Below are 18987 nucleotides of genomic sequence, written 5' to 3'. Positions count from 1 at the left end.
GACAACCGGATAATGCCCTTCAACCTGCCGATTTTCCTGACCTGGCTGCGCGTCGCCCTGATCCCCGTCTGCGTGGCCGTGTTCTTTCTCCCCGACAGCGTGCTGTTGTCCCACCATCGCAATAGCCTCGGCGCCTTCATCTTTGCGCTGGCCGCGGCGACCGACTGGCTGGACGGCTACCTGGCACGCCGCCTGGGGCAGACTTCGGCGTTCGGTGCCTTTCTGGATCCGGTGGCTGACAAGCTGATCGTGGCGGCGGCGCTGATCCTGCTGGTGGAGCTGGGACGCACCGAGGGCTGGATGGCGATGATCATCATCGGTCGCGAGATCACCATTTCGGCATTGCGCGAGTGGATGGCGGCGCAGGGCAGCCGTGGCAGCGTGGCGGTGGCCTATATCGGCAAGCTGAAAACGGCGGCGCAGATGATCGCCATCCTGCTGCTGCTGTACGCCGGCCCGATTTTGCCGGCCATCGATACCCTGATTCTCGGAAATATTTTCATGGTCATCGCCATTATTTTGACTTTATGGTCAATGGTTTATTACCTGAAGATGGCGGCGAAGCAGTTTTCCGGTAAAAAAATCGAGGTGTGAGTGCTTGACAATTTTTTTTGAATCTCTATAATTCGCAGCTCTCGACAACGCAGTAACACAGCGACGACGAGAAGTGATGCGGGAATAGCTCAGTTGGTAGAGCGCAACCTTGCCAAGGTTGAGGTCGCGAGTTCGAGCCTCGTTTCCCGCTCCACACCGGTTTTACAGATGTACAGCAGTATCATGCGACGCGGGAATAGCTCAGTTGGTAGAGCGCAACCTTGCCAAGGTTGAGGTCGCGAGTTCGAGCCTCGTTTCCCGCTCCATACGGTTTTACCAGTAGTACAGCAGCACCATGCGACGCGGGAATAGCTCAGTTGGTAGAGCGCAACCTTGCCAAGGTTGAGGTCGCGAGTTCGAGCCTCGTTTCCCGCTCCATACAATTTACGGCATTAGCAGTACCCCTGCGGGAATAGCTCAGTTGGTAGAGCGCAACCTTGCCAAGGTTGAGGTCGCGAGTTCGAGCCTCGTTTCCCGCTCCAGATTCGGTTGATACGTGCATCACGTGTCACAGGCTTACGGCGCGATAGCAAAGCGGTTATGCCCCGGATTGCAAATCCGGTCAGTCCAGTTCGACTCTGGATCGCGCCTCCAGACAGACCCCCAGCAAACACGGTTTGCTGGGGGTTTTGTTTTGTCCGCCTTGCCGGTTGCGATACGGCGGCCTGCCGGCGCCGATTGCCGTGTGCGGCGATGTTGCCTAAGCTTGTCGCATCTCCCTGTTGCGGCCAACCTTTGCCATGAACATTCCCGTTTCCGATTGCCTGTCCCTGCTGCACCGCTGCAGCTCCCTGGCGCTGGCGACGCAGTCGCAGGCGCTGCCGGGCTACCCCTTTGTCACCGTCTTGCCGTTCGCGCTGGATGCGGCGCACCGGCCGTGGCTGCTGATGAGCGAGCTGGCCGAGCATTGCCGCAATGTGCGCGCCGACGGCCGCGTCAGCGTGCTGTTGCAGCAGGGTGGTGCCGACGTGCTGCAAGGCGAGCGCATGACGCTGGTGGGCGATCTGCAGGCGATGTCGCCGGATGCCGACACCCTGGCGCGGCTGCTGCGCTATTGCCCGGCGTTCGCCGACTACCTGGCGCTGGGCGATTTCCATTTCTTCTGCCTGCAGCCCAGGCGCCTGCGCTTTATCGGCGGTTTCGGCCACATGGGCTGGATCGACGCCAGCGACTGGGCGGCGTTGCCGCAACTGGCGGCAGCGCAGGAGCAGGCGCTGCTGGCAGCACTGCAGCCGGCCGATGCGGCGTGGCAGCTGCTGGGGCTGGATGTCTGCGGCCTGGACGTGCTGCGCGATGGCGTGCGCCAGCGCCTGGACTTCGCCGCGCCGGTGGATGAGGCCGGCTTGCTGGCGGCCGCGCAGGCGAGGTTGGCCGCAGTCGATTAGGACACCGTCTATCCACTGACTTGCAGGCGCCTTCTCCGGGGTGCCTGCGGTGATTACCGATACCGGTTGGCACGGCCCCGCTCGCCGCGGCGGCGTGTCGCTGCAGGGCGGCAGGCAAGCGCTAGCGCTATTGCGGCCGGCGCCTCTTCACTTCCTTTCTTTCTCTCTGGCCCTGTCGTGACCGGCGCCGAAGGCACCGCCTATCCCTTGCTGTTGCGGCCAACCTTGCCGTGTTCTGGTGTGGCGGATGGCGTGCCGCTCCCCGCTGTCGTGCTCGCGGAGTGACACGTCGCGGCATGGACGCCGGGCAATCCCCGCGGCGGTGCGCTATTCCGGGGCTGCGGCTGTGGCGATTACGCCAATCGTGACATTTTTAATGATCGATTGTATGCAATATTCTGCGATATGGGTGGCGCATGCTCATGGTGTTTCCTGTCGGGTTTGTGGCGGCCATCGGCTGCCTTGCGCAACATTGTTTGCCGAAACGAGCCATCACCGGTGTTTTTTGCAGCGGGGGCCTGTGGCGTGGTGCCAAATGGGTAAAGGCCGCGGCCAAGTGGACTATTTGCCGGCTGTAGTGCTTGCGGTACCATCCCGCCCCTTGTTTGTCACGGTACGGCGTCCGCTGCGACAGCAGGCGACAGCACCGCTGGCAAACCCTGGACAAATCAGACGATCTGCCGCCTGCCGGTTTGCCGCCTTGAACAACAACAGGCAGCCGCTGCGGCCAACATTAGGGACAAGAAATACATGGGCTTGATGCGCAAGAAAAGCGTGCAGGGCATGCTGGCGTTCGCGCAGACCTCACAAGGGCTGCGCAAGGAACTGTCGGCATTCGACCTGACCATGCTGGGGATTGGTGCCATTATCGGCACCGGGATTTTCGTGCTGACCGGCACCGGTGCCACCGTGGCCGGGCCGGGGCTGGTACTGTCGTTCGTGATCGGCGCGCTGGCCTGCGGTTTTGCCGCGCTGTGCTACGCGGAGTTCGCCGCGATGCTGCCGATTTCCGGCTCCACCTATACCTACGCCTACGCCACGCTGGGCGAGCTGGTGGCGTGGATCATCGGCTGGGACCTGATGCTGGAATACCTGCTGGCGTCGTCGGCGGTGTCGGTGGGCTGGTCCGGCTACTTCCAGAGCCTCTTGGCCGGCTTCGGCATCACGCTGCCACAGGCGCTGACCGCGGCCGCCGGCGCGGTGCCGGGCAAGGACACCCTGTTCAACCTGCCGGCGTTCTGCATCGCGATGATCATCACCGGCCTGCTGGCGTTCGGTATCAAGGAGTCCAAGCGCGTCAACAATATCGTGGTGCTGATCAAGGTGGCGGTGGTGGTGCTGTTCATCGCCATCGGCGTGTGGCACGTGAAGCCGGTGAACTGGTCGCCGGCGCTGCCGTACGGTTTTGACGGCGTGTTCCACGGCGCCGCCATCGTGTTCTTCAGCTTCCTCGGCTTCGATGCGGTGACCTGCGCGGCGGAAGAGGTGAAGGACCCGGCGCGCGACATTCCGCGCGGGGTGATCTGGTCGCTGGCGATCTGCTCGCTGCTGTACGTGATCGTGTCCGCGATCATGACCGGCATCGTGCCGTACGCGCAGTTTGCCGGCATCGACCATCCGGTGTCGCTGGCGCTGCAGGTGGCGAAGCTGGACTGGTTTGCCGGCTTTGTCGACCTGGGCGCCATCCTTGGCATGATGACGGTGATCCTGGTGATGACCTACGGCCAGACCCGCATCCTGCTGGCAATGTCGCGCGACGGCCTGCTGCCCAAGGTGTTCTCCGACATCAATCCGAAATACGGCACCCCGTACAAGGCGACGTGGATGGTCGGCACCGTGATCGCGCTGATCGCCGGCTTCGTGCCGCTGCACACGCTGGCGGAGCTGGTCAACATCGGCACCCTGGCCGCGTTCTCGCTGATCGCGCTGGCGGTCATCGTGCTGCGCAAGCGCGAGCCGGACCTGCCGCGCAAGTTCTACTGCCCAGCGGTGCCGTATGTGCCGGCGCTGGCGATCCTGTTCTGTGTGTTCCTGATGACGCAGCTGTCGGCGCTGACCTGGGCGTTCTTTGTCGGCTGGCTGCTGATCGGCCTCGTCGTGTACTTCGGCTACTCGCGCCGCAATTCGCTGCTGCACAAGCCGCACTGATCCGCCAGTAAGCATATGCGGCCAACCTTGACTTCAAGGTTGGCCGCATGGTTTTTGTGCCGCGTGGTGATACGGGCGGGGCAGGGCGCCGCCATGATGGGGGCAGCGGCGCATTGCCCGAGCAGCGCCGACCGGGTGCGTCATTGCCATGATGGCGTGCCGTGCAAGGAGCCGGCCCTGGACGCCGGATTGCCGCCGGCAGCGCTTATGCGCTAGAATCAGCGCCCTGTCTGTGCCCCGGTGGTGAAATTGGTAGACACAAGGGACTTAAAATCCCTCGGCTTCGGCTGTGCCGGTTCGACCCCGGCCCGGGGCACCACACCGACTTCCAAGGAAGTCCAAGACAGAACAGAAACCCGCGAGCGACAAGGCTTTGCGGGTTTTTTGTTGTCCAGACTTACTTACGTGGACTGCGCCGCCGGCCGCCAGCGCCGCGACAGCGGGGCGAGGGCGCCCTGGGTCAGGCTGACGCCGAGCAGGATCAGGCCGCCGCCCAGCCAGTGGTAGGCGTGGATGGTTTCGCCAAGCAGCAGGCTGGCGATGAGCGCGGTAAACAGCGGCAGCAGGTTCATGAAGATGGCGGTGCGTTCGCTGCCCAGCTGCTGCAGGCCGCGCATCCAGAAGTAGGCGGCGAGGATGGAGGAGGCGATGCCGGCGAACAGCACCAGCGGAATGCCGGCGGCGGGGATGGCCAGGCTGTCGGCGCTGGCGGCCAGCGGCGTCAGCATCGCCACCGCCAGCAGCACCTGGGTGTACAGGTTCAGCCACTGCCCGAACGGCGGCGCCCAGCGCTTGTAGAGGATGCCGTACAGCGCGTACGACGCCGAGCCGATCAGCATCAGCGCGTCGCCGCGGTTGATGCCGCCGGCCAGCAGGCTGGCCGGATCGCCGTGGCCGAGCAGGTACAGCACGCCGGCCAGCGAGAGCGCCACGCCCAGCATGGCCGCCGGCGCGATGCGCTGGCGGAACACCACGCCGTTCAGCAGCAGCCCCAGCAGCGGGATCAGCGCGCAGATCACGCCCATATTGGTGGCGGTGGTGCTGTGCGCGGCGTAGTAGGCCAGACACTGGTACATCACCATGCCCAACAGCGACAGCACGGCGAGGTGCGGCAGGTGCGGGCGCAGCTCGGCGCGGCGACGCCACAGCGGCCGCGCCAGCAGCGGCGTCAGCACCACGGCGGCGACCAGCCAGCGGTAGAAGGAAATGGCGGCCGGATCGAACACGCCGGCGGCAGCCTTGGAAACAACGGTGTTGGCGGCCCAGATCAGCACCGCCAGCAGGGGAAACAGTACGGCCATGACAACGCTCCTGCAGAAGATGGCGCCAGTGTAAGCCTGTCTGTTTTGTTGCTTATAATGCAAAACAGACAAACTCATGCGCCGAATCCGACAACATGCTGCCGCCTTACTCCGCCATCGATCTGCAGCTGCCGCCGCCGGTGCCGCTGTACTTCCGCTACGAGCAGTTCATGGCCAATACCGATTTCGAGCCACACCGCCACCCGTGGGGCCAGATCAACCGCATCAGCCTCGGCCTGCTGGAACTGGTGCTGGACGACAGGCGGCTGATCGCGCCGGCCGACTACCTGGTGTGGGTGCCGGCCGAGATGCCGCACGCGGCGCACGTGCGGCAGGCGATGGACTACCTGTCGGTGTACGTCAGCCCGGCGCTGGCCGCGCGCCTGCCGGCACACGCCTGCCTGATCGCGCAGACGCCGCTGGTGCGCGCCTTGCTGGAAGATTTCCGCCAGCGCGAGGTGGCGGCGATGGGCGACGCGTGGGACGTGCGCCAGGCCGAGCTGCTGGTCGAGCATCTGGTGCGCGCCGGCAGCGTCGACAGTTACCTGCCGGACAGCAGCGACCGCCAGCTGCAGCCGATACTGGCCGCCATCCGCGCCACGCCGGGCGACAACACCACGCTGGGCCACTGGGCGCAGCGGGTGCACAGCACCGAGCGCACGCTGGCGCGGCGCTTCCAGCAGCAACTGGGGATGAGCTTCGTGCAGTGGCGCAACCGCGTACGGCTGCTGCAGGCGCTGGCGTGGCTGAAGGAGGGCTGGGCGGTGCAGGAGATCGCGGCGCAGCTGGGCTACGGCACGCCGTCGGCGTTCATCGCCATGTTCGGCAAGCAGGTCGGTTTTTCGCCGGAACGCTACCGGCGGCAGATGCGCGGCGAGGGTTGAGGCGGCGCGGGTGCTGCAACACGGCGCGGCACAAAGCATTGCGGCCAACCTTGTCACCAAGGTTGGCCGCAATCGTTTTTAACGGCGAGCTTACTTGCGGCCGGTGCTGCCGAAGCCGCCTTCGCCGCGCTCGGAGGCGTCGAAGCTGTCGACGATGTTGAAGCCGACCTGGACCACCGGCACGATGATCATCTGCGCGATGCGTTCCAGCGGCTTCAGCACGAAGTCGCTGTCGCCGCGGTTCCACACCGACACGAACAGCTGGCCCTGGTAGTCGGAGTCGATCAGGCCGGTGAGGTTGCCCAGCACGATGCCGTGCTTGTGGCCGAGGCCGGAGCGCGGCAGGATCATCGCGGCCAGCTTGGGGTCGGCCAGGTGGATGGCCATGCCGGTCGGCACCAGCACCGTCTGGCCGGGCACGATGGTCATCTCGGCGTCGATGGCGGCGCGCAGGTCCAGCCCGGCGGAGCCGCTGGTGGCGTAGGCCGGCAGGTTGTCTTTCAGGCGGGCGTCGAGGATTTGAACGTCGATGGTGGGTTTCATGCAGTGACTCGTTTCATGGGCTAAAAGAAAGGTTGGCCGCAGACCTGCGGCCAACCTTGATGGTTCGGACTCAGAGCAGGCGCACCAAATGGGCGACGATGGCGCGCGCCACCTCGGCCTTGGCCATCGCCGGCAGCGGGTGCTGGCCGGCGTCGTCGAGCAGGGTGACCTCGTTGTCGTCGCTGCCCATCGCCTGCTGCGCCAGGTTGGCGACCAGCAGCGGCACCTTTTTCTTGCGGCGCTTGCTGTCGGCAAACTGCAGCAGGTTCTGGCTTTCGGCGGCAAAACCGACGCAGAACGGCGCGGCCGGCAGGCCGGCGACGGTGGCGAGGATGTCGGGGTTTTCTTCCAGCTCGATCACCGGCAGCGCGTCGCCCTTCTTGATCTTGTGCTCGCTGCGGTTCTTCACGCGGTAGTCGGCCACCGCGGCGACGCTGATGAACACCTGGCTGCGGCCAACCTCGGACAGCACCGCCTGGTACATCTCGCCGGCGCTTTGCACCGGCAGCAGGCGCACGCCCAGCGGCGCGGTCAGCGCGGTGGGGCCGGAGACCAGCGTCACCTCGGCGCCGGCGTCGCGGCAGGCGCGGGCCAGCGCGTAGCCCATCTTGCCGGAGCTGATGTTGGTGATGCCGCGCACGGTGTCGATCGCCTCGTAAGTCGGGCCGGCGGTGAGCAGCACCCGCTTGCCGGCCAGTACTTTTTCGTCGAAGAAACCGTTCAGCAGGTCGAAGACTTCTTCCGGCTCCAGCATGCGGCCGGGGCCGGTCTCGCCGCAGGCCTGCACCCCGTGCGCCGGGCCCCACACCTGCACGCCGTCGGCCTGCAGCTGCGCGACGTTGCGCAGGTTGGGCGGGTTCTCCCACATCTGGCGGTTCATCGCCGGCACCACCACCAGCGGGCAGGTGCGCGCGCTGGCCATGGTCGAGATCAGGTCGCTGGCGGCGCCGTGCGCCAGCTTGAACAGGCAGTCGGCGGTGGCCGGCACGATCACGAACACGTCGGCGCGGCGCGACATCTCGATATGCGCCATCGCGTTGTCCGGGCGGCTGTCCCACACATCGCAGTACACCGCATTGCCCGACAGCGCCTGGAAGGTCAGCGGCGTCACGAAGCGGGTGGCGGCTTCGCTCATCACCACTTCGACGTGATGGCCGGCCTTGACCAGCAGGCGGGTCAGCTCGGCGGCCTTGTAGGCGGCGACACCGCCGGTAATGCCCAGCAGGATGCGTTTTTGCGTCATCGGTTCGGCTTTGTGTTGGTTGGCAACAGGGTGCGAATTGTAACGTATTCACCGCCGCCGGCAGCGAGGCGCGCGAACGCGGCATCACATAATAGTGATATGTCATTAAAAACCTGCTACATATGATGCTATAGCCCAATAAGGAGCCTGCGATGTCGATAGCCCACTGGCCTGAAGCGGAACGCCCGCGCGAAAAGCTGTTGCAGCGCGGCCCGGCGGTACTGTCCGATGCCGAGTTGCTGGCCATTTTCCTGCGCACCGGCATCCGCGGCTGCTCGGCGGTGGACATGGGGCGGCAGCTGATCCAGCGCTTCGGCAGCCTGGGCAAGCTGCTTTCGGCGGAACCGGGCGACTTTGCCCGCGGCAGCGGGCTGGGGCCGGCCAAGTACGCGCAGTTCATGGCGGTGAAGGAGCTGGCGCGGCGGGTGCTGGCGGAGGAAATGCAGCTGGGCGATGCGCTGTCCAGCCCGCAGGCGGTGCGGCAGTACCTGCGGCTGGCGATCGGGGTACGCGATGTGGAGGTGTTCGTGGCGCTGTTCCTGACGGCACAAAACCGGGTTCTGGCGGTCGAAGAGATATTCAGGGGCACTCTCACCGAAACACGGGTCTACCCGCGCGAAATCGTGCGCCGCGCACTGCAGCACAACGCCCACGCGGTGATCGTCGCGCACAACCATCCGTCCGGGGTGGCGGAACCCTCCGCAGCCGACCGGGCACTGACGGCCAGCCTCAAGCAGGCGCTGGCCCTGGTCGATATCAGTTTACTGGATCATTTTGTGGTCACCGGCAGCCACGCCGAATCCCTCGCGGAGCGTGGCTGGATGTAGCAGGCTGCGGCTACCGGCACGCTGCGGCAAAGTTTGTCATGGCTTGAAGCATGTAAACCGGCCCCGCCTTTCGTGACGGAGCGTGGCAGCACCAAGGAGACCATCATGAACATCCTGCGCTTGCTGAATCAGTCCGACTACATCCAGATCAACAACCAGTTGATCAAGCCCGAATTCATGTACGCCTCGGAAGACTACGCCGACGAAGACGACGTGGCGCTGGAGGCCTCGCTCGACGGCAGCGAGTTCACTCTGACCGTGGCCGAGCTGGAGGAGGCGACGCCGCTGTCCGACGGCGGCTACTGGCTGGAGAGCGTCGGTTATATCCGTTTTTTGTCGCAGACCAGTCTGCACTGAGCGCGGCCGGGCCGCGCGGCACCGGGCTGCCAGCTGTCCGCCGAGTGGCGGGCACTTGGCAGCCTTTTTCATGGCGGCGATACTGCGCGCCTCATTGATATTCCCGATAACGACAGCACGCGAGGGCAGGGTATGGGCAAGGTGGTGGTGGTAGGCAGCATCAATATGGATCTGGTGGCGCTGGCGCCGCGCTTTCCGCAGCCGGGCGAAACCATCACCGGCGAGCGCTTCCTGACCCTGCCCGGCGGCAAGGGCGCCAACCAGGCGGTGGCGGCGCGGCGGCTGGGCGCCGAGGTCAGCATGGTGGGCAAGGTTGGCCGCGACGCCTTCGGCGGCGAGCTGCTGGCCGGGCTGCGGGCGGAGGGCGTCGACACCCGCCACGTCGGCGTGGCCGACGGTGTGGCCAGCGGCGTGGCGGTGATCACCGTCAGCGGCGGCGACAACCACATCGTGGTCATTCCCGGCGCCAACCACCAGCTGTTGCCGGCCGATATCGAGGCCGCCGCGGCCACCATCGCCGCCGCCGACGTGATCCTGACGCAGCTGGAAATCCCGCTGCCGACGGTGCGCGCACTGCTGGCGCTGGCGGCGCGCCACCGTGTGCCGGTGATCCTCAACCCGGCGCCGGCGCAGGCCCTGCCGCAGGACATCATCGAGGGCGCGACCCTGCTGACGCCGAACGAACACGAGCTGGCACTGCTGCTGCAGCGCGAGGGCGAGGACATCGCAACGCTGCTGGCGGCGCTGCCGGGCAAGGTGGTGATGACGCACGGCAAGCGGGGCGCCTGGCACGCACGCGCCGACGGCAGCCTGCACCACCAGAGCGGCTTCGCGGTGACGGCGGTGGACAGCACCGGCGCCGGCGACACCTTCAACGGCGCGCTGGCCGCCTTCCTGCCGCAGGGGGTGGAAGCGGCGATGCGGCTGGCCGCCGCCGCCGGCGCGCTGGCGGTGACAAGGGTCGGCGCCCAGGGCGGCATGCCGACGCTGGCCGAGCTGCAGGCCTTCCTCGCGGCGCAGGATGCGGCGGGGAATTGATCCAGCGCAATTCGCCGGCCGGCGCGGATTGCTAGAGTGTCGCCTTCCGATGCCTGAGTCATAGGCAGTCATGGAGGTCACAATGGAAAAAATCCGCATTGCCATGGTGGGGGCCGGTGAAACCGGTACGCCACTGCTCAAGCAGCTGCTGGCTGCGCCGTTTGTCGAACTGGTCGGTGTCGCGGAGCTGAACCTTGCGTTGCCGGGCATCGCGATCGCGCGCGCGGCGGGGGTGCCGGTCACCGACAACTTCATCGAGCTGGCGGAGCAGGGCGAACGCATCGACATCATCATCGACCTCACCGGCTCGCGCAAAGTCCGCGAGGACCTGCGCCGTTTCATGCAGTTCGCCGGTAACAGCCACACGGTGATCATGCACGAACGCATCGCGCTGCTGATGATGTCGCTGTCGGCAGGTTCGCTGGTGGCGACCCGTCACGAGTCGCTGTCCTACTGAGCATCGCAGTGCACGCATCAAAAAAGGGAGGCCGCGGCCTCCCTTTTCCTTTGTGTGCTGCCGCCGTTCAGGCGCACGATTTGGCGTAGCTCGCGCGGTGGATGTCGCGCACCTCCACGCAGCGTTGCAGCGCGATGCCGGGCGGGGCGGCGACCTGCGCGTCCAGCACCTGCAGCAGCGCCGCCGACAGCGCCTGTTTCACGCTGTCGCTGCGCCCGGACAGCAGGTCGAGGCGGACGTGCACGAAGGCGTGGCCGCTGTCGGCCTCGCCCACCAGGTAGTCGTCCAGCCGCAGCGCGCGGCTCTTGATGTCCAGCGCCTCGAACTGGCCGCTGGCGATGAGCGCGGCATTGAGCGCGTGCAGCAGCGGGCGCACGGCAAGGTGGTCGAGATTGGCACTGTATTCGGCAGTCAGGTGCGGCATGGGGGCTTTCCGGCCTTGCGGCCAACGTTGGGGGGGGGTCAGGACTGGTGTTGCAGCAGCGGCGCGCCGTCGCGGAACAGGATCATTTCGCCGGCCTGCATCGCCGTCCACTGTTCGTTGTCGGTCAGCGGGATGGTGGCGATCACCGCGACACGGTCGTCGGGGGTGGTCACGGTGGCAAAGTCGACGGTGACGTCCTCGTCGACCAGGTGCGCCGCCGGAAACGGCGCCTGGCGCACGATGTAGTGCAGCTTGGTGCTGCAGTGGGTGATCAGCCAGTCGCCATTGGACAGCATGAAGTTGAAGATGCCGTGGCCGTTCAGCTCGGCGGCCAGGCGCGCGATCTCGGCAAACAGCGTGGCGGTATCCGGCGGCGTGCACCACTTGGCGCGCAGCGCCTCCATGATGTAGCAGAATGCGGCCTCGGAATCGGTGTTGCCCACCGCGTTGTAGTAGCAGCCGGGGCGGGCGTGGAAATCCTTCAGGTCGCCGTTGTGGGCAAAGATCCAGTACTGGCCCCAGATCTCGCGCTGGAACGGGTGGCAATTGGCGAGGTTGATCACGCCCTGCGTCGCCTTGCGGATGTGCGCGATCACGTTTTGCGACTTGATCGGGTACTGCCGCACCAGCGCCGACACCGGCGAATCCGCCGACGGCTTGTCGTCGATGAACAGGCGCACGCCCTTGCCCTCGAAAAAGGCGATGCCCCAGCCGTCGGCGTGATGGTCGGTCAGCCCGCCGCGGCGGTGGAAGCCCTCGAAGGAAAACAGGATGTCGGTCGGGGTATTGCAGTTCATGCCGAGCAGCTGGCACATGGTGGGTCCGTTTCTGCGGTGTTGCCGGGGTGATACCTTATTGTTTCACGCAGCGGCGCGCCCGCCAAGCCCGTTGCCGCGCCGGATGCAGGCAGGGCTTGCAATTTCCAGTAAAATCACCACCTTTGCTTTCTTTTCCGGGGGAGATGGCGATGACCACCATCGTGGTAGTACGCAAGAACGGGCAGATCGCCATCGCGGCGGACAGCCAGACCACGTTTGGCGACGACCAGCGTTTGCCGGCGGCCTATGACGTGTTCCACGACAAGATCTTCCGCCTCGGCGACAGCTATCTGGCCATTGCCGGCTCGGCGGCGCACGACCTGGTGCTGCAGGGCGCGCTGAAGGGGATGAAATCACGCGACCTGTCCAGCCGCAGCGGCCTGTTCGAGACCTTTCGCAAGATCCACCCCAAGCTGAAAGACCACTTTTTCCTGCGCCCGGAAGAAGACGAGGAAGACCCGTACGAATCCAGCCAGATGATGGTGCTGGTCGCCAATACCCACGGCATCTTCGGCGTCTACCCGATGCGCGAGGTGTACGAATTTTCCCGTTTCTGGGCCATCGGCTCCGGCCGCAAGTTCGCGATGGGCGCGATGCACGCGCTGTACGACAGCGCGCTGGATGCCAGGGCGATCGCCGAGGCGGCGGTGCGTGCCGGCGCCGAGTTCGACGCCAGCAGCGCGTTGCCGATGTCGCTCTACACTGTTTCGATTGATGAGGATTCTGACAAATGAACCAAGCCGATACCCTGCAGCGCTTCCTGTTCGACGGTGTGCCGGTCCGCGGCGCGCTGGTGCGCCTGGACGGCGCCTGGCAGCAGGTGGTGAGCCGCCACAACTACCCGGCGGCGGTGCGCCACGTGCTGGGCCAGATGATCGCCGCCAGTAGCCTGCTTGCGGCCAACCTCAAGTTCGACGGCACGCTGATCATGCAGCTGCACGGCAAGGGCGCGCTGCGCCTGGCGGTGGCCGAGTGCACCAACGAGCGCACCGTGCGCGCCACCGCGCGCTTTGACGCGGCCATTACCGACGCGCCGCTGGCCGAGCTGCTGGGCGAGGGCGGCACCTTCGTGGTGACGCTGGAGCCGAAAGAGGGCGAGCCGTGGCAGGGCATCGTGGCGCTGGAAGGCGACAGCATCGCGCAGATGCTGGAGAACTACATGCAGCGCTCCGAGCAGCTGGACACCCGCCTGATCCTGGCCTGCAACGACGACACCGCCGCCGGCCTCCTGCTGCAGCGCCTGCCGGATGGTCACGGCGACGTCGAAGGTTGGCCGCACGTGGTGGCGCTGGCCGACACCCTGCAGCAGGACGAGCTGCTGACGCTGGGCGCCGACGACATCCTGTACCGGCTGTATCACCAGGAAACGGTGCGCGTGTTCGATCCGGAGCAGGTCAGCTTTGCCTGCAACTGCAGCGAGGAGCGCGTCGGCGAGATGCTGAAGCTGCTCGGCGGCCAGGAGGCGGCCGACGTGGTGCTGGAGCAGGGCAGCATCGAGATCGGCTGCGAGTACTGCGGCCAACGTTATGTGTTCGACGAGGACGACGTCAACCGCCTGTTCAACTTCGACGTGATGGCCGCGGTGCGCGAAGCGCGCCACTGAGCTGGAGACGGCACAAACAAAAACCGGACGGCAGCGTCCGGTTTTTTCATGGCCATCACACGGCCGCGCCCACACGGTCACGCATCAGTGGTGCAGCTGGTGGTGCATGCCGTCGACCCAGTCCTCGAACTCGGTCTTGTCCATGCCCAGGTAGGCGATGATGTCGTCGGCGCGCTCGCGCCAGGCGCCGTCGCCGTGGTGGTCGGTACTGGTGCGCCACACGTACTGCGCCGCGCGCGCCACCGCCACCATCATCATGTGCTCGTGGTCCAGCAGCGGCTCGCTGCCGACCTGGAACAGCTCCGGCTGGTGCTGCAGCAGGATGGCCTGGCAGAACGGCTCCGGCATGTTCCAGGTGCGCGCCACCAGGTAGCCGACGATGTCGTGGCTGGTGTTGTGGAATTCCTGCTCGATCTTGCTGATCTGGCGGTCGCGCGCCTGGCCGATCAGGCGCAGCGTGCGCTCGTAGCGCGCATCGCGCATCAGCAGCACCGCGATGCCGCAGCTGCGGAACAGCGCGAAGCTCTGGCACTCCTCCGCCGGCCGTCCCAGGCGCTCGCACAGCGCGGCGGCGATGGCCGCCTCCTGCATGCTGCGTTCCCAGAACTGCTCGATCGCCGGCGGCGATTCCGCGGTCAGCGCCAGGCGCAGCAGCAGGCCGCTGACCAGGGTGATGGTGTTGCGGGTGCCGAGCAGGCTGACCGCCTGCTGCACCGAGGTGATGTTGCGCTGGCTGCCGAACAGCGGGCTGTTGGCGGCCTTGAGAATGGCGGCCGACAGGCCGATGTCGGTGGCGATCAGCCCGGCGACGTCCAGCAGGCTCATCTCCGGGTCGTTGCGCAGCGCGGCGAGCTGGTCCAGCAGTGCCGGACGCGGCGGAATCACCAGGTTGCGCACCAGCGCGGCGGTGGTGTCTTGGTCGAAATGGGGAACCTTCATGTTGCGGCAGCTTATGGTGGTGGGTTCGGGTCAGGGTTGCACAGTGTACCCGCGTTCAGCCGTGGCGCAGCAGGGCGATGGTCGAATCTTGACATGCGTCAGGATGGGCGGTGACGCGCAGGATGTGCTGCATCGCCGGGTGCGGTGGGCGGTGTACCGCGATGCCCTGCTGCAACAGCGCCTTTTGCCGCTGCAGCGCGCTGTCGGCGTCCGGGTACACGATGCAGACGAAGTTGGTGTGCGACGGCAGTACCGTCAGCCCGCCGTCACGCAGCGCGCCGGCCAGCCGTTCGCGCAGCAGGCAGGTGTCGCGGATGATGGTGTCGGCGCACTGTGGCGCGTCCAGCACCGCCACCGCCGCTGCCTGCGCCACGCTTGAGACGGCGAACTGGGTGCGGATCTGGTCGGTCTTGGCGATCCACTCTTCCGGCGCGATGGCGTAGCCGACGCGCAGCCCGGCGAGGCCGTGTGCCTTCGACAGCGTGCGCAGACGCACGGTGTTGGCCAGCACGCCCTCGCGCTCGGCGGCGGCGCAGAAGTCGATATAGGCCTCGTCCAGCAGCAACAGGGTGTCGTCGGCCAGCGCGCCGCGCAGGCTGGCAACGGCGTCGCGCGCGTGGAAGGTGCCGGTCGGATTGTCCGGGTTGGCGAGGTAGACCAGCGCCGCCTGGTGCGCATGGGCGGCGGCGGCCAGCGCCGGCAGGTCGTTGACCGGCACGCCGTCCTGCTCGGCGTACGGCACCTCGACGATCTCGGCGCCGACGCCCTCGGCAAAGTAGCGGAAGGTGGGGTAGGTGCCGGCGGTGCACACCACCACGTCGCCGGGCGACACCCGCGCGCGCAGGAACAGCGCGATCAGGCTGTCGGCGCCGGCGTCGACCACCACGTTGGCCGCATCCACGCCGTTCAGCGCCGCGGCGCGCTCGCGGATGGCCGTGGCGTACGGGTCCGGATACAGCCGCGCCAGCTCGTACAGCGCCTCGCCCCACTGCGTCGCCAGCGGGTGGCCGGCAATCGGCATGCTCTCGTTGGAGCCGATGCGCGACACGATGCGGCGGCCGATGGCGGCCTCCAGCCGTGGCAGGCCCTGGAACGGGTTGACGATGGTGCGCTGTTGCAGATGGCGGGCGTAGCGGGTCATGGCGGGCTCCGGTAAAAACGACAATGGCGTTTACCTTACGTTAAGGGCAGCCCGAAATCCATAGCCCGCTTAGACGGATTGTTCCTGAGTAAAGAACGATTGCAGCGTTGCGGCCAGGCTTGCCGGCTGTTCCCACTGCACCATGTGGCCGGCGTCGGCGATCACGGTTTCGCGCAGGTCGGCAAAGCAGGCGCGGCGCTCGTCCAGGGTGTCGAACACGCCCTTGGCCATCGGGTGGTCCCACATCTCGCCGCCAATCACCCACTGCACCGGGCAAGCGATGCGCCGCCAGCAGGCCTTGGCCTCTTCCAGCCGGTACAGCACCGGATTGACCATCTTGTGGCGCGGATCGGCGCGGTAGCTCAGCACGCCGTCGCGCTGCGTGGTCAGCGCCTGCGCCATGAAGGCGGCGCGCTCGGCGCTCAGGTGCGGGTTGCGCTCCTGCAGCCGCCGCGCGACCGCCGCCAGCGACGCCAGCGGCTGGTAGGCCGGCGGCTGCTGCTTCTCGCGCAGCCAGCGCGCGTAGCGCCCCGGCGCCTCGGTCGCGCGGCTGTCGGCAAGGCCGAAGCCCTCGACCAGCGCCAGCTTCGCCACCCGCTCCGGGCGGATGCCGGCGTACAGGCCGCTGACCATCGCGCCCATGCTGTGGCCGACCACGTTGGCCGCCGCCTGCGGGCTGTAGTGCTGCAGCAGCGCGTCGAGATCGGCGAGGTAGTCGGCGCTGTAGTAGCTGCCGCTGTTCCAGCTGCTGGCGCCGAAGCCGCGCCAGTCCGGCGCGATGATCTGCCACTGCGGCAACAGGTCGGCGACAAACTGGAAGGTCAGCGCGCAATCCATCCAGCCGTGCAGCATGAACAGCGCCGGCGCGTCGGCCTCGCCCCAGCGCAGCACGTGGCAGGGATGGCCGTTGAGGGTGTGGTACTCGCTGCGCGGCTGGCGCAGCGGCTGGTAGCAGTCGGGCATGGTGAGGATCCGGGGCATTCCGGTGTGATTGGTGCCCCGTAGTGTAGCGGCTGGCATCCGGCCTGCCGAGTGCCGCCGCTTGCGGCCAACGTTGGCCGCAAGCGTGGCGGCCCGGTTCAGCGGCACTCGAACAGCATCATCCCGGCTGCGGTATTGGAGATCGGGATGTGGTAGTTGCGGTGCAGCTCCACCACCTCGCCCGGCAGCGCGGCGCGGGTGGTCAGCCACATCAGCAGCTCCACGCCCTGGGTGCCGGTCTGCTCCACCAGCTCCTCGTTGCGGTACTGCGTCGCCCACTTCGGCGCGGCGGTGAGGCTGTCCATGAACTGCAGGTCGAAGGCCTTGTTGATGAAGCCGGCGCGCTCGCCGTCCAGCTGGTGCGACAGGCCGCCGCTGCCGATCACCACCACCTTCAGCTCTTCCGGCCACGATGTCACCGCGCGCGCGATCGCCTCGCCCAGCTTGTAGCAGCGGGCGGCCGACGGCAGCGGGTACTGCACGGTGTTGATGCATACCGGGATGGTACGCAGCGGCGGGCTGTCGTGCTCTGGCCACAGCAGCTTCAGCGGCAGCGAGAAGGCGTGATCGACCAGCATTTCCTGGCAGCTGGTGATGTCGAATTCGTCCGCCACCAGGCTGTTGATCAATTGCCACGACAGCGCGGCGTCGCCGGTAAACGGCGGCAGGGTGGGGATGCCCCAGCCTTCGTCGGCGTTGTGGTACTGCGCGGCGGCGCCGACGGCGAAGGTCGGCAGCTTGTCGAGGAAGAAGTTCAGACCGTGGTCGTTGTAGATCACGATCGCCACGTCCGGCTTCACCTCGTCCAGCCACTTTTGCACCGGCGGGAAGCCGTCAAAGAACGGCTTCCAGTACGGGTCCTGCTGCAGGTTCTGCGCGATGGCGCGGCCGATGGCCGGAACGTGTGAAGTGGTAATGCCGCCTACAATTTTTGCCATGATTATTTCCCTGCCTCCAGCAACATCTGTTTGAACGCTTCCTTGCTCATGCCGGTCTGGGCGGCACCAAGATCCTGTACGTCCAGCCCGAGGATGCCGGCGAACTTGGCGAGGTAGTACACGTTGCCGCCGGCGGCGAGCAGGCCCAGCACGTCGCGCTCGCGCACCACGCGGCTCTGCTCGTCGTTCAGGCCGTAGCGCCAGCAGTAGCCGGCCTCGTCGGCGGCAAACGCCTGGCGGTTGGCCGCGTCATTGAAGGAAAAGCACATCTTGTTGAGGGCGTAGCCCTTCATCGCCATGTCCCCATCGAACAGATAGGTGCCCGGCACGTTGAGACCGCTGGCTTGCGTCACGGTGTTTCTCCTTGTTGTCACTTGCTGTGCTGGTTAGTATCCGCAAAGCAATAACCGGAATAAAGACAGGGGTATTGATGGCACGTATGAGCGATTTCGATCATTTGCAGCTGGACGGCCGCCTGCTGCAGCTGCTGCTGGCGGTGATCGAGGAGCAGTCGGTCACCGGTGCGGCGCGGCGGCTGGGGGTCACGCAGTCGGCGGTGTCGCACCTGCTGGACAAGCTGCGCCAGATCACCGGCGACCCGCTGTTCGTGAAGAGCGGGCGCGGCATCGTGGCCACCGCGCGTGCCGAGGCGCTGGCGCTGCAGGCGCGGGTGCTGCTGGACGAGATGCGGCGTTTCGCCGCCGGCGAGGCGTTCGTGCCGGCGACGCTCGCCACCACCTTCACCATCGCCGCCAACGACTTCCAGCGTGACCTGCTGCTGCCTCCGCTCTTGCAGCGGCTGCGCCGGCAGGCGCCGGGCGTGCGGCTGCGGGTGATCCCGTCCGACGTGCCCGGCAGCGAGCTGCTGCGCGACGAGCACTGCCAGCTGGCGATCTCGCCGCGGCCGCCGGAGGCCGGCGACATCCTGCAGAAGCGGCTGTTCGAGGATGACTACCGCGTGTTCTACGATCCGGCGCAGCGCACGGCACCGGCGCGGCTGGACGACTACCTCGCAGCCGAGCACGTCACCGTGCTGTACACGCCGCGGCGGATGCTGGACGTGGACCGGCAGCTGGAGGCACGCGGCGTGGCGCGCCGCTTCGCCGTCACCGTGCCCAGCTTCGCCGGCATCCCGGCCTTTCTGCGCGGCAGCGACCTGCTGGCGACGTTGCCCGGCCTGCTGTCGCGCGGGCTGATGCAGGGCTTTGCCAGCTGCCCGTTGCCGGCCAGGGTTGGCCGCATGCCGATGTACATGATCTGGCACCTGAAATACCGCCACGACCCGGCGCACAGCTGGCTGCGCCATGAGCTGGAGCAGGTGGTGGCCGAGGTGCTGAACAACGGCACACAGGCGTAAAAAAGCCCG

The 18987-nt window shown here is 66.5% G+C and carries 21 protein-coding genes and 6 tRNA genes; 17 read left to right on the top strand and 10 right to left on the bottom strand.

What is annotated here, in order from left to right:
• Window positions 1–12: 12 nt before the first annotated feature.
• From pgsA to PQU96_RS12280, 9 genes are all read left to right on the top strand, one after another.
• Complete coding sequence (gene pgsA / locus PQU96_RS12320; RefSeq protein ID WP_272772677.1) at window positions 13–594, top strand: CDP-diacylglycerol--glycerol-3-phosphate 3-phosphatidyltransferase; 582 nt, start codon at window positions 13–15, stop codon at window positions 592–594.
• A gap of 78 nt (window positions 595–672) precedes the next feature.
• Window positions 673–748, top strand: a tRNA-Gly gene (locus tag PQU96_RS12315).
• Between the two features lie 36 nt (window positions 749–784).
• Window positions 785–860 (top strand) — tRNA-Gly (locus tag PQU96_RS12310).
• Between the two features lie 36 nt (window positions 861–896).
• Window positions 897–972 (top strand) — tRNA-Gly (locus PQU96_RS12305).
• 28 nt (window positions 973–1000) lie between these two features.
• A tRNA-Gly gene (locus tag PQU96_RS12300) sits at window positions 1001–1076 on the top strand.
• A 38-nt stretch (window positions 1077–1114) separates the two neighbouring features.
• Window positions 1115–1188, top strand: a tRNA-Cys gene (locus tag PQU96_RS12295).
• Between the two features lie 146 nt (window positions 1189–1334).
• Window positions 1335–1979, top strand: a complete 645-nt coding sequence (locus PQU96_RS12290) for a HugZ family pyridoxamine 5'-phosphate oxidase (protein ID WP_272772676.1) — start codon at window positions 1335–1337, stop codon at window positions 1977–1979.
• A gap of 750 nt (window positions 1980–2729) precedes the next feature.
• Window positions 2730–4127, top strand: a complete 1398-nt coding sequence (gene bcaP / locus PQU96_RS12285; RefSeq protein ID WP_272772675.1) for a branched-chain amino acid transporter BcaP — start codon at window positions 2730–2732, stop codon at window positions 4125–4127.
• A gap of 234 nt (window positions 4128–4361) precedes the next feature.
• Window positions 4362–4446: transfer RNA gene (locus tag PQU96_RS12280), tRNA-Leu, on the top strand.
• Between the two features lie 82 nt (window positions 4447–4528).
• On the opposite strand, the gene PQU96_RS12275 is transcribed toward PQU96_RS12280, so the two are convergent.
• Window positions 4529–5428, bottom strand: a complete 900-nt coding sequence (locus tag PQU96_RS12275) for a DMT family transporter (RefSeq protein ID WP_272772674.1) — start codon at window positions 5426–5428, stop codon at window positions 4529–4531.
• A 95-nt stretch (window positions 5429–5523) separates the two neighbouring features.
• Between PQU96_RS12275 and PQU96_RS12270 the strand changes: the two genes are divergently transcribed.
• Window positions 5524–6312, top strand: coding sequence for an AraC family transcriptional regulator (locus tag PQU96_RS12270; RefSeq protein ID WP_272772673.1), 789 nt, complete (start codon window positions 5524–5526; stop codon window positions 6310–6312).
• A 90-nt stretch (window positions 6313–6402) separates the two neighbouring features.
• Here PQU96_RS12270 and dut read toward each other — a convergent pair whose 3' ends face one another.
• Window positions 6403–6855, bottom strand: a complete 453-nt coding sequence (gene dut / locus PQU96_RS12265) for a dUTP diphosphatase (protein WP_047965624.1) — start codon at window positions 6853–6855, stop codon at window positions 6403–6405.
• A 70-nt stretch (window positions 6856–6925) separates the two neighbouring features.
• Window positions 6926–8098 (bottom strand): bifunctional phosphopantothenoylcysteine decarboxylase/phosphopantothenate--cysteine ligase CoaBC, encoded by a 1173-nt coding sequence (coaBC, locus tag PQU96_RS12260; RefSeq protein WP_272772671.1) that lies wholly within the window; start codon window positions 8096–8098, stop codon window positions 6926–6928.
• A gap of 152 nt (window positions 8099–8250) precedes the next feature.
• Here coaBC and radC point away from each other — a divergent pair, with 152 nt between their 5' ends.
• The 4 genes from radC (at window position 8251) to PQU96_RS12240 (ending at window position 10777) form a co-directional block, all read left to right on the top strand.
• Window positions 8251–8925: a RadC family protein gene (gene radC / locus PQU96_RS12255; RefSeq protein ID WP_047965622.1), complete on the top strand. Its 675-nt coding sequence runs from the start codon at window positions 8251–8253 to the stop codon at window positions 8923–8925.
• A gap of 105 nt (window positions 8926–9030) precedes the next feature.
• A complete protein-coding gene (locus PQU96_RS12250; RefSeq protein WP_047965788.1) occupies window positions 9031–9282 on the top strand; it encodes a hypothetical protein in 252 nt (83 codons plus the stop codon).
• 132 nt (window positions 9283–9414) lie between these two features.
• Complete coding sequence (gene rbsK, locus PQU96_RS12245; protein ID WP_272772669.1) at window positions 9415–10320, top strand: ribokinase; 906 nt, start codon at window positions 9415–9417, stop codon at window positions 10318–10320.
• 82 nt (window positions 10321–10402) lie between these two features.
• On the top strand, window positions 10403–10777 hold the full coding sequence (locus tag PQU96_RS12240) for an oxidoreductase (protein WP_272772668.1): 375 nt from the start codon (window positions 10403–10405) through the stop codon (window positions 10775–10777).
• A gap of 67 nt (window positions 10778–10844) precedes the next feature.
• Here PQU96_RS12240 and PQU96_RS12235 read toward each other — a convergent pair whose 3' ends face one another.
• Entirely contained in the window at window positions 10845–11201 is a 357-nt protein-coding gene (locus PQU96_RS12235) for a 5-carboxymethyl-2-hydroxymuconate Delta-isomerase (protein ID WP_272772667.1), read from the bottom strand.
• A 38-nt stretch (window positions 11202–11239) separates the two neighbouring features.
• Window positions 11240–12016, bottom strand: a complete 777-nt coding sequence (locus PQU96_RS12230) for a class II glutamine amidotransferase (protein WP_272772666.1) — start codon at window positions 12014–12016, stop codon at window positions 11240–11242.
• 152 nt (window positions 12017–12168) lie between these two features.
• On the opposite strand from PQU96_RS12230, the gene PQU96_RS12225 reads away from it, so the two are divergent.
• A complete protein-coding gene (locus PQU96_RS12225; RefSeq protein WP_272772665.1) occupies window positions 12169–12753 on the top strand; it encodes an Ntn hydrolase family protein in 585 nt (194 codons plus the stop codon).
• Window positions 12750–13622: an Hsp33 family molecular chaperone HslO gene (hslO, locus tag PQU96_RS12220; RefSeq protein WP_272772664.1), complete on the top strand. Its 873-nt coding sequence runs from the start codon at window positions 12750–12752 to the stop codon at window positions 13620–13622. The genes PQU96_RS12225 and hslO overlap by 4 nt, the downstream gene beginning before the upstream one ends.
• 84 nt (window positions 13623–13706) lie before the next feature.
• On the opposite strand, the gene PQU96_RS12215 is transcribed toward hslO, so the two are convergent.
• The 5 genes from PQU96_RS12215 to PQU96_RS12195 all read right to left on the bottom strand — a co-directional run bounded on the left by PQU96_RS12215 (window position 13707) and on the right by PQU96_RS12195 (window position 17974).
• Window positions 13707–14561, bottom strand: coding sequence for an HDOD domain-containing protein (locus PQU96_RS12215; protein WP_272772663.1), 855 nt, complete (start codon window positions 14559–14561; stop codon window positions 13707–13709).
• Between the two features lie 55 nt (window positions 14562–14616).
• Window positions 14617–15702 carry an aminotransferase class I/II-fold pyridoxal phosphate-dependent enzyme gene (locus tag PQU96_RS12210; RefSeq protein ID WP_272772662.1) on the bottom strand — a complete coding sequence of 362 codons (1086 nt, stop codon included), beginning with the start codon at window positions 15700–15702 and terminating at the stop codon, window positions 14617–14619.
• 69 nt (window positions 15703–15771) lie between these two features.
• Window positions 15772–16665 (bottom strand): alpha/beta fold hydrolase, encoded by an 894-nt coding sequence (locus PQU96_RS12205; protein ID WP_272772661.1) that lies wholly within the window; start codon window positions 16663–16665, stop codon window positions 15772–15774.
• 116 nt (window positions 16666–16781) lie between these two features.
• The gene (locus PQU96_RS12200) at window positions 16782–17621 is read right to left on the bottom strand and encodes a class III extradiol dioxygenase family protein (protein ID WP_272772659.1); all 840 of its coding nucleotides are present in this window, start codon (window positions 17619–17621) and stop codon (window positions 16782–16784) included.
• Between the two features lie 2 nt (window positions 17622–17623).
• A complete protein-coding gene (locus tag PQU96_RS12195) occupies window positions 17624–17974 on the bottom strand; it encodes a protocatechuate 4,5-dioxygenase subunit alpha (protein ID WP_272772657.1) in 351 nt (116 codons plus the stop codon).
• A gap of 86 nt (window positions 17975–18060) precedes the next feature.
• Between PQU96_RS12195 and PQU96_RS12190 the strand changes: the two genes are divergently transcribed.
• Entirely contained in the window at window positions 18061–18978 is a 918-nt protein-coding gene (locus tag PQU96_RS12190) for a LysR family transcriptional regulator (protein ID WP_272772656.1), read from the top strand.
• Window positions 18979–18987 lie beyond the last annotated feature (9 nt).

Source organism: Vogesella margarita, assembly GCF_028548475.1.
GTDB classification, from domain to species: Bacteria; Pseudomonadota; Gammaproteobacteria; order Burkholderiales; family Chromobacteriaceae; genus Vogesella; species Vogesella margarita.
This window is presented reverse-complemented; position numbering and strand designations above follow the sequence as displayed.

Excerpts from the sequence above, each read along its gene's own strand:
- PQU96_RS12225 (WP_272772665.1), top strand. The coding sequence starts at position 12,169 with ATGACCACCATCGTGGTAGTACGCAAGAACGGGCAGATCGCCATCGCG.
- PQU96_RS12290 (WP_272772676.1), top strand. The coding sequence starts at position 1,335 with ATGAACATTCCCGTTTCCGATTGCCTGTCCCTGCTGCACCGCTGCAGC.
- PQU96_RS12250 (WP_047965788.1), top strand. The coding sequence starts at position 9,031 with ATGAACATCCTGCGCTTGCTGAATCAGTCCGACTACATCCAGATCAAC.
- PQU96_RS12230 (WP_272772666.1), bottom strand. The coding sequence starts at position 12,016 with ATGTGCCAGCTGCTCGGCATGAACTGCAATACCCCGACCGACATCCTG.
- PQU96_RS12235 (WP_272772667.1), bottom strand. The coding sequence starts at position 11,201 with ATGCCGCACCTGACTGCCGAATACAGTGCCAATCTCGACCACCTTGCC.
- PQU96_RS12240 (WP_272772668.1), top strand. The coding sequence starts at position 10,403 with ATGGAAAAAATCCGCATTGCCATGGTGGGGGCCGGTGAAACCGGTACG.
- PQU96_RS12270 (WP_272772673.1), top strand. The coding sequence starts at position 5,524 with ATGCTGCCGCCTTACTCCGCCATCGATCTGCAGCTGCCGCCGCCGGTG.
- bcaP (WP_272772675.1), top strand. The coding sequence starts at position 2,730 with ATGGGCTTGATGCGCAAGAAAAGCGTGCAGGGCATGCTGGCGTTCGCG.
- pgsA (WP_272772677.1), top strand. The coding sequence starts at position 13 with ATGCCCTTCAACCTGCCGATTTTCCTGACCTGGCTGCGCGTCGCCCTG.
- rbsK (WP_272772669.1), top strand. The coding sequence starts at position 9,415 with ATGGGCAAGGTGGTGGTGGTAGGCAGCATCAATATGGATCTGGTGGCG.
- radC (WP_047965622.1), top strand. The coding sequence starts at position 8,251 with ATGTCGATAGCCCACTGGCCTGAAGCGGAACGCCCGCGCGAAAAGCTG.
- coaBC (WP_272772671.1), bottom strand. The coding sequence starts at position 8,098 with ATGACGCAAAAACGCATCCTGCTGGGCATTACCGGCGGTGTCGCCGCC.
- PQU96_RS12205 (WP_272772661.1), bottom strand. The coding sequence starts at position 16,665 with ATGCCCGACTGCTACCAGCCGCTGCGCCAGCCGCGCAGCGAGTACCAC.
- PQU96_RS12275 (WP_272772674.1), bottom strand. The coding sequence starts at position 5,428 with ATGGCCGTACTGTTTCCCCTGCTGGCGGTGCTGATCTGGGCCGCCAAC.
- dut (WP_047965624.1), bottom strand. The coding sequence starts at position 6,855 with ATGAAACCCACCATCGACGTTCAAATCCTCGACGCCCGCCTGAAAGAC.
- hslO (WP_272772664.1), top strand. The coding sequence starts at position 12,750 with ATGAACCAAGCCGATACCCTGCAGCGCTTCCTGTTCGACGGTGTGCCG.
- PQU96_RS12190 (WP_272772656.1), top strand. The coding sequence starts at position 18,061 with ATGAGCGATTTCGATCATTTGCAGCTGGACGGCCGCCTGCTGCAGCTG.
- PQU96_RS12210 (WP_272772662.1), bottom strand. The coding sequence starts at position 15,702 with ATGACCCGCTACGCCCGCCATCTGCAACAGCGCACCATCGTCAACCCG.
- PQU96_RS12215 (WP_272772663.1), bottom strand. The coding sequence starts at position 14,561 with ATGAAGGTTCCCCATTTCGACCAAGACACCACCGCCGCGCTGGTGCGC.
- PQU96_RS12200 (WP_272772659.1), bottom strand. The coding sequence starts at position 17,621 with ATGGCAAAAATTGTAGGCGGCATTACCACTTCACACGTTCCGGCCATC.